The 11,128-nt window shown below is 51.7% G+C and carries 11 protein-coding genes; 10 read left to right on the top strand and 1 reads right to left on the bottom strand.

The genetic code is table 11. The annotated features are described in order from the left end of the window. Window positions 1-133 precede the first annotated feature (133 nt). A complete protein-coding gene (locus tag H144_RS0100145; protein WP_019939989.1) occupies window positions 134-433 on the bottom strand; it encodes a hypothetical protein in 300 nt (99 codons plus the stop codon). Window positions 434-1,089: 656 nt separating this feature from the next. Between H144_RS0100145 and H144_RS0100140 the strand changes: the two genes are divergently transcribed. The 10 genes from H144_RS0100140 (at window position 1,090) to H144_RS0100095 (ending at window position 11,072) form a co-directional block, all read left to right on the top strand. Then, window positions 1,090-1,815 (top strand): ferritin-like domain-containing protein, encoded by a 726-nt coding sequence (locus H144_RS0100140; protein ID WP_019939988.1) that lies wholly within the window; start codon window positions 1,090-1,092, stop codon window positions 1,813-1,815. A gap of 27 nt (window positions 1,816-1,842) precedes the next feature. Then, complete coding sequence (locus tag H144_RS0100135) at window positions 1,843-2,634, top strand: ferritin-like domain-containing protein (RefSeq protein WP_019939987.1); 792 nt, start codon at window positions 1,843-1,845, stop codon at window positions 2,632-2,634. Window positions 2,635-2,857: 223 nt separating this feature from the next. Beyond that, on the top strand, window positions 2,858-4,090 hold the full coding sequence (locus H144_RS0100130) for a sulfite oxidase (RefSeq protein WP_026350266.1): 1,233 nt from the start codon (window positions 2,858-2,860) through the stop codon (window positions 4,088-4,090). Between the two features lie 38 nt (window positions 4,091-4,128). Next, entirely contained in the window at window positions 4,129-4,524 is a 396-nt protein-coding gene (locus H144_RS0100125) for a hypothetical protein (protein ID WP_019939985.1), read from the top strand. Window positions 4,525-4,573: 49 nt separating this feature from the next. Next, a complete protein-coding gene (locus tag H144_RS0100120) occupies window positions 4,574-5,143 on the top strand; it encodes a thermonuclease family protein (protein WP_229207817.1) in 570 nt (189 codons plus the stop codon). Window positions 5,144-5,148: 5 nt separating this feature from the next. Further along, window positions 5,149-5,829 (top strand): hypothetical protein, encoded by a 681-nt coding sequence (locus H144_RS33105; RefSeq protein WP_051100026.1) that lies wholly within the window; start codon window positions 5,149-5,151, stop codon window positions 5,827-5,829. Between the two features lie 97 nt (window positions 5,830-5,926). Then, complete coding sequence (locus H144_RS0100110; protein WP_019939983.1) at window positions 5,927-7,207, top strand: hypothetical protein; 1,281 nt, start codon at window positions 5,927-5,929, stop codon at window positions 7,205-7,207. A gap of 80 nt (window positions 7,208-7,287) precedes the next feature. Then, window positions 7,288-8,679: a hypothetical protein gene (locus H144_RS0100105; RefSeq protein WP_033402373.1), complete on the top strand. Its 1,392-nt coding sequence runs from the start codon at window positions 7,288-7,290 to the stop codon at window positions 8,677-8,679. 31 nt (window positions 8,680-8,710) lie between these two features. Next, entirely contained in the window at window positions 8,711-9,220 is a 510-nt protein-coding gene (locus H144_RS0100100; protein WP_026350265.1) for a GNAT family N-acetyltransferase, read from the top strand. 133 nt (window positions 9,221-9,353) lie between these two features. Continuing rightward, entirely contained in the window at window positions 9,354-11,072 is a 1,719-nt protein-coding gene (locus H144_RS0100095) for an AMP-binding protein (RefSeq protein WP_019939980.1), read from the top strand. Window positions 11,073-11,128 lie beyond the last annotated feature (56 nt).

Here is an 11,128-nt window from a genome sequence, read left to right as displayed (position 1 = left end):
CAAAAAATAAATATTAATTAACGAGTGGGCCGGATGTAAAATTACAAAAAACAAACACCAAAAAGCCGGAGATCTCTCCGGCTTTTCGTCATGAGCCTGCTGCAAGCCTGGAAGGGACTTTTCAAGCGACTTTTCAGTCGACTTTCTTCCCGTACTTGTCCAGATTAAGGGTAGAAGTTTCTTCCGCTCTCTTGATATTGATTTCGTAATACTGAGAATTATCGTCACGTGTAACCAGATACGCGCTCGTCACTTTCCATTCGGAGTACGAGCTGGCCAGGGTGCTCTTCACCGGTTCGGGCAGGTCCTCCGGCCTGACGGCCACTTTGCTTTGTTCAACAACGGCCACATCCTTCGGAGATTGTATGGATGCGTTTACATGAGGGGTAACGGCAAGCAGCAAGAGGGCAATCGCTATCGGGGCTATTCGCATGATCAGTCGGGCATTTAATTTTTAATGTATACTTGAAAAGATATTCGTGCCAGTGAAAGTTAGCTACAAAAAAAGTTGATTATCAGTTATTAACCAATTTTTGTTTCGAACTGTGTAACCGGCGGGAACGGGAGCTGTGCCTCAGGTTGTGGAATTTCACGTCACATATGTGAAATTTAATAACCACTTTGCCCAAGTAACCATATCTTATTACAGTAACTAAAAAAAATTCAAAATTTTTTAACCAATTATTTCCTTGTTCCCTGCATATTCCGTTATATTTGCGTAGAAATTATTGATAAGCAAAAAGTAGCACAAATACTACACACTGCCAGAACTTAACGCTATACATTCATTAATTGAATTATACCTCAGGCATTTATTTACTCAACGTTATTTAATATTAATCGGTTAGTCTGAAAGCATCGAGAGTCCCCACGAGGGACTCTTTTTGCGTATTTAGCCACCCCTCATTCCCCTTCCCTTCTCCCTTTCCTCCCTTCTCCCTTCCTCCCTTCCCCATCCTACCTTTTCTCCCCTCTCCGCTCTTCCTTTCCCACCATCTTTCAACACGTTTGATCTAAAGTCCGCCGGGCTGCGTAGGTCTGCTAAAACTCTTTCGACACACGAAGAGTGTTTCAACACAACCTTTTATTATGAACAAACACACAGAAACGAAGAAAACCCACGGCAAAGGAGAAGGGGAAATCACGTCGGTTTTTAACAGACGTCTGTTTTTGCGCTCAGCCGGTTTAGCCACTTCATTGGGAACGATCGTAATCGCCGCAGGTTGCAACGATGACGACGACGATCCGATGATCCCCGGCACAGGTGATACCGTCGACCTGGGTTCGGGAGACATTGGGGTACTCAACTATGCATATGCTTTGGAACAGCTGGAAGCAGCATTCTACACACAGGTGGTCGCTACGCCGTACGCAGGCATTACCGATGCCGAAAAAGCAATCCTGACCGACATCCGCGATCACGAGATCATCCACCGCGACTTTTTCAAGGCCGCATTGGGCGATAAGGCGATCAAGGGACTGACCCCTAACTTCTCCGGCATCGACTTCACCAAGAAAGATGCGGTGCTGGGAGCTGCGAAATTATTCGAGGACACCGGCGTAGCCGCTTATAATGGTGCCGGGAAACTGCTCAAAGATCCTAATTACTTGCTGCTGGCCGGAAAGATCGTGTCGGTGGAAGCCCGCCATGCGGCGGTGATCCGCGACCTGATCAAGCCTAAATCCACCGATTTCGCGGGCGACGATATTATCGACGCCAACGGAATGGACAAGGCCGTAGCCCCTGCCGACATTCTTTCGGCCGTGAAAGGCTATGTGAAGGAAACCGTCACCGGCGCTAACGTAGGCAAGTAATTTTCAACATTTAAAGGATCACACAACATGGATATCTTCAAAATCATAGATCAATTTCAGAAAATAGACGGTGACGCAGCGGGACGTCTCGAATACGCATCGCGCCGTCTGTTTATGAATAAATTTGGCAGCAAGCTTGCCGCGGCAGCGATACCGACCGCATTTGCGGCCGTCGTGAACAAGGCGTTTGCACAATCGGCGGCAGCGGTGGATGTGCTTAACTACGCCCTCACGCTCGAATACCTCGAAGACGAGTTCTACAAAGCTGGTAATGCGGCCGCGAACCTTATCCCGGCATCGGATAAGGCTATCTTTACCCAAATCGGCAAGCACGAAACGCAGCACGTGGCATTCCTCGTGAAAGCATTGGGCACGAAGGCGATCGCGAAGCCGACCTTCGACTTCCAATACGGCGGCGCATTCGGGGATGTTTTTACTAACTACAAAACCTTTGTGACCGTTTCGAGTGCGCTGGAAGATACAGGCGTTCGTGCATACAAGGGACAGGCGGGCGCGCTGATCGCGGATCCGCAAATCCTGGAATATGCTTTGCAGGTGCATTCGGTGGAAGCACGGCACGCGGCCGTTGCCCGCAGACTGGCGGCCACATTGCTCGGCAATGCGGCCATGAAAGGCTGGATCACGGGCAAAGAAGGTGCGGTAGCAGCTATTTACGCAGGTGAGGACAACATGACGCAAGGCGGCGTGAACATCAAGGGACTGGCATCCAAAACCGATGCGGCCATCACCGAAGCGTTCGACGAACCATTGACAAAAGAGGCGGTACTGGCCATTGCCGGTCCGTTTATCAAAAAATAATCACACCTATTTACGTAAACTTTCCCTGTTGGACATATACATGCACTTTTGAGTGAATAATGTTCAAGTTCGACTGACACACTATTAATTATGAGGAGGTTACCGGAAACGGTAGCCTCTTTTTTGTGGTATATGCCCCGAATTGTCCATGTTTTCGTGTTTTAAGCCGCACGGTTTATGTAAATTTGAAATTGATGTCACACAAGTATTCCTGAACCAGTTGATGAATTCCGAATTGAACCGTAGAGATTTTTTCAAACAGGGCAGCCTCGCCGCCCTGGCCACTGCGATGGGCAGCCAGATTGTTTTTGCCAAACATTTGCCGGAAGGTTACCGCCCGATATTCCTCGATGAAAAGGACGCATTGAAAGGAAAAAGCACCGAAATGATCGTGCAGGGCGACAAACCCTGGAATGTGGAATCGCCCGTGCATTTGCTCGACGACCGCATTACACCGGTCGACAAAATGTTTATCCGTAACAACGGGCTGGTACCCGAGAAAATCGACGCGGCCGCCTGGACACTCACCATCGACGGCGAGTCGGTGAAAGCGCCCAGGACCTATTCGCTCGCCGATCTGAAAAAGAAATTCAAATCCTATACGTATCAGCTCGTGCTCGAATGCGGCGGAAATGGCCGGTCGGGCTACCAGCCGCAGGCTTCGGGCAACCAGTGGGGCCAGGGCGCGGTGCATTGCGCGCAATGGACGGGGGTGCGTTTGAAAGATATATTAAATGATGTAGGCATTAAAAACGATGCCGTATATATAGGTTATCACGGCAAAGACCTGCATTTGAGCCGCGATCCGAAAAAAGAATCCATTTCACGCGGCGTGCCCATTGCGAAGGCGATGGAAGACGAAACGCTTATCGCCTGGCAGATGAACGGCCAGGACATCCCCGAATTCCACGGCTACCCGCTCCGGCTGGTAATCGGCGGCTGGCCGGCTTCCGTTTCGGGCAAATGGCTGAGCGGCATTTCGGTGCGCAACAAGGTGCACGACGGCTCCAAAATGGAAGGACACAGCTACAAAATGCCTAAAAACCCGGTAGCGCCAGGCACGGATATCCCGGCTACCGACGAGTATTACCGCATTATCGAATCCATGCCCGTGAAGTCGCTGATCACGTATCCGAAATCCGGCGCGATGATTGCTTCCGGCGAGGGGCTCGCATTACGCGGGCACGCATGGGCAGGCGACCACGCTGTTAAAAAGGTAGAGATTTCGATCGATTTCGGGGCTACCTGGAAAGAATGCAAACTCGAAGCACCCGTAAATCGCCTCGCGTGGCAGCATTGGAACACCCAGGTCAAATTCCCGACGAACGGCTACTATGAAATTTGGGTAAAGGCTATCGACGACAAAGGCAATGCGCAGCCGATGCTCACACCGGCCTGGAACCCGGGCGGTTACCTGAACAATGCCTGCGAGCGCATCGCCGTCAAAGTAGGATAATGTTGGACCATCATGCTTGCGGGCAATCCTGATATTTTATGAAAACCTTTTTGATCGCCCTGCTCGGTGCAGGTATTGTATTTCAAACACTGCCCGGGACAACGGTTAACGATACCAGCCATTCGGCTGCTGCCTGGGCCGATACGACGAAAAAAGACCCTGAAACGGGCCTCATCGTGGATGAAAACCTGTATATGGTGAAAGCGCAATGCACCAACTGCCATTCCACGAAACTGATCTCCGCCAACCGTTTCACCCGCGACGGCTGGAAGCAGAAGATCCGTTGGATGCAGGCCAACCATAACCTGTGGGAACTGGGCGACGCCGAAAAACCGGTGCTCGACTATCTCGAAAAAAATTATTCGCCAACTGCCTCAGTGGCAAGGAGGGCGCCTTTGAAGGACATTAAGTGGTACAAACTGGAACAGAACTGATCGGAAACAATACCTATCTTTGGGCACTTGAACCTATCATTGAATTCGCGTGCCTCGTTTCCATTCCCTGATTTCCCGATTTGCATTTTCCTGTCTGCTGTTCCTCGTTTTCACCGGTACTCCGACCATGCTCGCCTCGTGCGCGCTGTCGACGGAGGAAAGCCAGCGGCTTCGCAGCAACAGTGATTTACCCAGCCCGCTCAAAGCGGAAGTAATTGGTATCCAGGACGGTGACACCGTTGAATTGAAGTTTTTATATTCGGGCAAAAAGGCAGGGCGTAGAATGGGCAAGAATATCCGTATCCGCCTTTTGCACGTCAACTGCCCCGAGCGCGGGATGGGTTTTTACAACAATGCGAAGCAATTCACAAGCGAGAAGTGCTTCCGGAGAACGGTAACCATCCGCCACAAGGGCGAATTTGACAAGTATGGCCGCCTGCTGGGCGAAGTGGTACTGCCCGACGGCAAAGTTTTGAATAAAGAATTGGTCAAAAAAGGTTTGGCCGTGCATTTCAAAAAATACTCGAAAGACCGGGAATATGCAGCCCTGGAAATTGCTGCCAACAAACAGAAAATAGGCATTTGGAGCCAGCCGGGGATGGAACTCGGTCATTTGTAACAGTTATGGAGCATTCGCCGGTAGCGCTTTTTCAGATCCTTTACCAGCATGAAACCCTGTTTCAGCTGGAAGATCGCTTGCTGCCCGTAACGCCCGCGGTCGAAGAGCCGCAGCCCGAACCGCCCATTCCCACACCGGCCACCGTACAGGCCGACGCGCCCACCCTGCCAGCCACACCGGCCATTCCGGCCTCTGCATTGCCGGCAACGCCAACGGTGCAAACGCCCCCTGCCACACCCGCAATCGCGGCGCAGCCGCCTGCGCAGGCCGCACCCGCACAAACACCTGTACCACCGGCCGTTGCATTTCCTGCGTTAAACCACAAAGTGCTGGTATTGATCGACGAGGAGAAGCAGGAGGAAATGATCATGTCCGAGGCATTGTTCCTCGACAGTATCCTGAAAGCCGTAGGCCATTCGCTTGAAACGAGCGATATCCTCAATTTCAGCTACCTGCCGGGCCAGGATGCCCGCACCGTGCTTTCGGGCAAAAAAACGAACTTCTTTATCTCCTTCGGCGTACCGCTGATCAAGCTCCATCTCGACCTGCTGCTGGTCCCTTACACGCACAAAATGGTGGAAGGAATCTGGTTCCTGCTCGCCGATCCGCTGGTTGTTGTAGAGGCCGACCGGAATCTGAAGAAAAAGCTCTGGCAAGCTTTACAGAAGATGTTTGAAATATCCTAATCCCCAGCGCGTTACCTTTTTTAATAGCCGGTCATCACAATATTATAGCGATTTTGTTTGTTTTCATGGATAATCGCAGGCTAACCCATGAAAAACTATGGCCAAACTGACTGAATTAATTGCCAGCTGGTTTCGTCCGAGAGCGTCCGACGAAAACGAATTTTACGATGACGAGCCGATTCAGGCTAACGACACCCCTCCCCAAACAGTGCAACAAAATCCGATCCATCCAACTCCCGTTTCCGCAACGAGGCAGCCTTACGTGGCCGCTATCCCCGCGGTACCAGCCCCGCCAACCTACGCGCAACCGGCACCTGTGCAGGCAGTAGCGGCACAGGCGCCTCCTGCGCAGCCGACCTACCCGCAGCCGACACCGATCCAGGCCGCTCCCCAGCCAATGGCGCAGGCTAATCCGCGACAACCCGTCGCTAGTCAGCCCGTTCAGGAGCTTCCGAAAGTAGAGGTACCGATCCCGTACTGGCTCGAAGACGAGGACACATTGCGTGACGAGGGCGTGCTTTTCGGCCTATCGGAATCCGACCCGAACGAGAAAACCGACATTATCCATAAGTATTTCTCGAACCTGGCGGCTTCCCACATCGCCCACATCGAGCAGCATAACGAGCGCATTCAGGAGCTGAACCTTTTCATTGGTCAGAAACAGAACCGTATCGACGAATTACAGGGCCGCCTGAAAAACCCGGCGGCACGTTTGGAAGGAGAGCATCACCTCCCGCGGACGCTCATAGGCATTACGCTATGCGCGGCCATGTGCATCGGTAACTTTTTCCTGATCCGCGAATCGCTTAAACCGGCATTTGCGGATAATTCGTGGATTGCGCTCGGCGTGTTCCTCGCCGGGATGTTCAGCCTTTTCGGCCGCATTTCACTTTTCCATGATACGGATTCGAAAGTGACCTGGAAATCGCTGCTGGAAGAAATCGGGCTACCTTTTGCGGCGGCATTGTTCGTGTTCGCGAATGTGATCACATACCAGACCTGGTGGCAGGCGTTTGCGCTGTTCGTTTTCGTATTTTTCCTCTTTTTGTTTGCAGGAAAACTGCTGCTCAGCAACATTACCGTCCTGCGCAATGACTTGAAAATCTGGTTAAATATTCGACGCGACCGGCAGGATTATGTTGAAAATAACTACAACTGGGAGTCGGAATGCCAGACTTTGCAGGAAGAAATCGATGAGCTGCGCGTCAAAAAATGGCAGGTGCTGCGTGAGCAGAGCCACTCGGAGACGGAACGCGACCGCCTTTTTGCGAAGCGGGATATGCTTATAAAGCTGTTTGAGAGCGAATTTTATCTGGCCCGCCGCATGAAAAACGAGCTCACAACCCGGCAGCTCAACCTGATCCAGAAAGGCAAATAGTGGTAAAAGGATGACCAGGATACGCCCCGATGGCGCGATTTTTTACCCAAACTCACATTCGATCAACCCTGATAATGGTTATGAACGAGCAAAATCTGAATGAAAACGGAGATTACCAACACGGCTATACGCGTGGAATTGAAGGTATCGACCGGCAAGTATATGAGAACTATTTGTCCAGCAATGTGAACCAGGGCTGGATCGAGGACCGGCTGAACGAGAAGAAACAGGAGCTTTCTGAAACACGTTACCGGAACCAGCAGGCATTGACCGAGCACAAAACGGCCTACGGCAAACTGCAAAACGAGGTAATGGGGCTCAACAATGCCGCCACCCAGATGAAAGACATGGAGCGGGAGATCACCGAGATCGATTCCCAAACCGAGCAGCTCCGCGACCGGCGTGCCGAAAAAGCGCCTTCGTATTCGCTCATTGCCGGTTTGATATTCCTCGCCGCCGGTATTTCCTTCATCGCAGGTGACCTCATCATTTCACATGAGATCGTAGCCTATGCGCTGAACATCCGCAATACCAATGAAGCCTGGGCATTCGCGATTGGTTTGGCAATGCTTTCCGTGTTGCTGAAACCGGCCTACGACCGCCTTGTGGAAGAACCTTACCATCGGGACGACACGCCGAAAGCGAGATCGCGGTATGCGGGCTTTAAACTGGTTCTTTCGATTTTCGCGATTGTGACACTCGTCGTGCTCGGCTGGTTCCGTTATGAAGCCTACCGTACCGATAAGCTGAAAGAGGCTATCAACAAATCCGTAAAAAACCTGCAACTGAATGCGGTCGACCCGCTCACAGGGGCACCGGTCGACAGTCCTGCATTGACCAAAAAGATCGAGCAGGCATTGCAAAACTCCGATCAGCTGAACCTCGACCTGGTAAATAGCCCGTGGGCATTGCTGTCGTTCGTGCTGAGCGGCGTGCTGTTCGCAATTGCCGGTGCGGTGTCGTTGGGTATGGCGCTGCCGGTGCTGCAGGCCTTCTGGTACCGCTGGTTACAGATCGACCCGAAACTGGGCCGCCTGCGCCGACGCAGAAAGCGGATCTTGAAACAAATGGAGCCATTACAACTCGTGGTAACCCAGCACATGACGCAGAAAACCGTTCTCGAAAACGAAATCGGGCTGTTGCCTAAGCTGGAAGAGCTGAAAGTGGAAGAAGCAAAAATCCGGGCGGAAATAGAAGCGCTGGAAAACGAACGCAAAAACGCGATGACCGACAGCCGCATCCAGTCGTTCGGCGACGGTTATGCCCACGGCCAGGTGACCCGCGACGTGATGGACGAGGAAGAATACGACGCCTGGCGCAACAGCCATCTGACGGTTTCTAACCTTGCATTGCGCGCCAAGTCCAACGCCCAGGCCGATCGCGCGGTGCCTCGTACGCGCAACACGGGTATGCGTCCGCACCAGGCCATACGCAAGGCAATTACCGATCGCTTTGACGAAAACAATTTATAGTTCTTAAATTGGGGGGTTCATTTCCTGTATTATGATTTTGACCCCCCATTTAAGAATTATCTCCTGTGACGATACGCTTTACGATGCTATCCGAATGGGTAACAATACATTAGCCCGAGTCATGGGCGTCAATGTCCCTAAAAAGTGGACAGAGTTCCGCGATACATTCACACCGTCCTATCACCGTTGGAAAGCCCACCCGCCTCTGCGCGACTGGTGGGTTTACCTTATTATACACGTTCCCGACAACATGCTCATCGGCTCCTGCGGCTACAAAGGTGAGCCCGATTCCAATGGCATGGTCGAGATTGGCTATGAGATCATTCCGTCCTACCGCGAGAAAGGGCTCGGCACCGAAACGGCCAAAGGGTTGCTTGATCACGCATTTCAGCATCCGGCCGTTCGCAAGGTGATCGCGCATACATTGTCGGAAGAAAACGCTTCGGGGCACATCCTTGAAAAGCTGGGTTTCGCCCAGACAGAGGATATCAGCGACCCGGATGACGGGCTGCTCTGGCGGTGGGAAATCAGTCGCCGGTAATGCCTATTTGATCGATTCTACGCGTATTTGGATGTTTTTCAGGTCAAAAATAAATTGGATTGGTTCGATATTTTTTTGGCTTAAATGATTACCTTAATCACGAAACATCGTTCACACCCTTTGCTCTGAAATTATGACTGCGATATCGAAGGATACCTATCCCTGGCTTCAAAACTACCCGGAAGGCATTCCCTATGAAATAAATCCGGACGCCTATTCATCCCTGCTCGAACTGATGGAATCCAGTTTTGCAGAGAATGCCGACAAGGCTGCTTTCGTCAATATGGACAAAAAGCTGACTTTTGGCCAGTTAGACAAGCTGTCGCGGAATTTTGCCGCATACCTCCAAAGCATCGGACTGAAACAGGGCGATCGCATTGCCCTGCAAATGCCCAATCTGCTGCAATACCCGGTAGTCATGGTTGGTTCGCTGCGCGCGGGCCTCACGATCGTGAACACCAACCCGCTTTACACGCCCCGCGAAATGCAGCACCAGTTCAAGGATTCGGGCGCAAAGGCGATCGTGATCCTGGCCAATTTTGCTTCCAACCTGGAAAAAATCATCGCCAATACCAGTATCGAACATGTGATCATTACCGAAATCGGCGATATGCTGGGTTTTCCCAAAAAGCTCATCGTGAATGCGGTGGTGAAATATGTGAAGAAAATGGTACCGCCATATCACCTGAAAAATACCGTAAGCCTGGCGCACGCGCTTTCGGAAGGATCGGGCATTACCTATAAAAAGCCGAATGTTTCCGGGCTCGACCTGGCATTTATCCAATACACCGGCGGGACGACGGGCGTGTCGAAAGGCGCCATGCTTACCCACCGCAACCTGATCGCAAACGTGGAGGGCATCAACGAATGGCTGATGTCCAAAATGCGGACGTCGGAAAGGTCGGGGCAGCTGACGCTCATTGCCGCATTGCCGCTCTACCACGTTTTCGCGATGACGATCAATGGCCTGTGCGGTATCAAATGGGGCGCATTGAATGTTATGATCACCAATCCGAAAGACATCCCGGCATTCATTAAGGAATTAAAAAAACAGCCCTTCCATATTTTCCCGGGCTTGAATACGCTTTTCAACGGCTTGCTGAACAACGCTGAATTTGCGTCCGTCGATTTTTCAAACCTGAAAATCACAATTGCCGGCGGCATGGCGTTGCAAAAAGTGGTGGCCGAACGCTGGGAAAAGGCGACGGGCTGCCCGCTCGTGGAAGGTTACGGGCTTTCGGAAACATCGCCCGTATTGTCCGTAAATCCGTTGAATGGCCGGCACAAGCAAGGTACCATCGGCCTACCGTTCCCCAGCACCGAAATGCGCATTCTCGGCGACGACGATAAATGGCTTCCCGTGGGCGAACGGGGTGAAATCTGTGCCAAAGGCCCGCAAATTATGCTCGGCTACTACAACCGCCCAGACGAAACCGCCAAAGTTATCCTGGAAGACGAAAGCGGCCGCTGGTTCAAAACCGGCGACATCGGCATCGAGGATTCCGACGGCTTTTTCAAGATCGTCGACCGGAAAAAAGACATGATCCTCGTTTCTGGCTTCAATGTTTATCCCAACGAAATAGAAGACGTGGTGGCACAATGCCCCGGCGTGGCGGAAGTAGCCTGTGTAGGCATTCCCGACGAAAAATCGGGGGAAATGGTGAAGATCTATGTCGTCAGAAAAGACCCGGAACTGACTGAGGAAAAGGTGAAAGCATTCTGCAAGGAGAACCTTACCGGGTACAAAATCCCGCGGAAGATCGAGTTCCGTCCGGAGCTGCCCAAAACCAATGTCGGCAAGATCCTGCGCCGTGCATTGCGCGAGGAAGAAATGGCGAAAGTTGCCCATTGAGGCCGCAAACGGTGTAAGGTTTAGTATATTTAGGCAAACAAGTTCTCAACCTTGAA

Origin of the sequence: Dyadobacter beijingensis DSM 21582, from assembly GCF_000382205.1 — a bacterium.
GTDB classification, from domain to species: domain Bacteria; phylum Bacteroidota; class Bacteroidia; order Cytophagales; family Spirosomataceae; genus Dyadobacter; species Dyadobacter beijingensis.
This window is presented reverse-complemented; position numbering and strand designations above follow the sequence as displayed.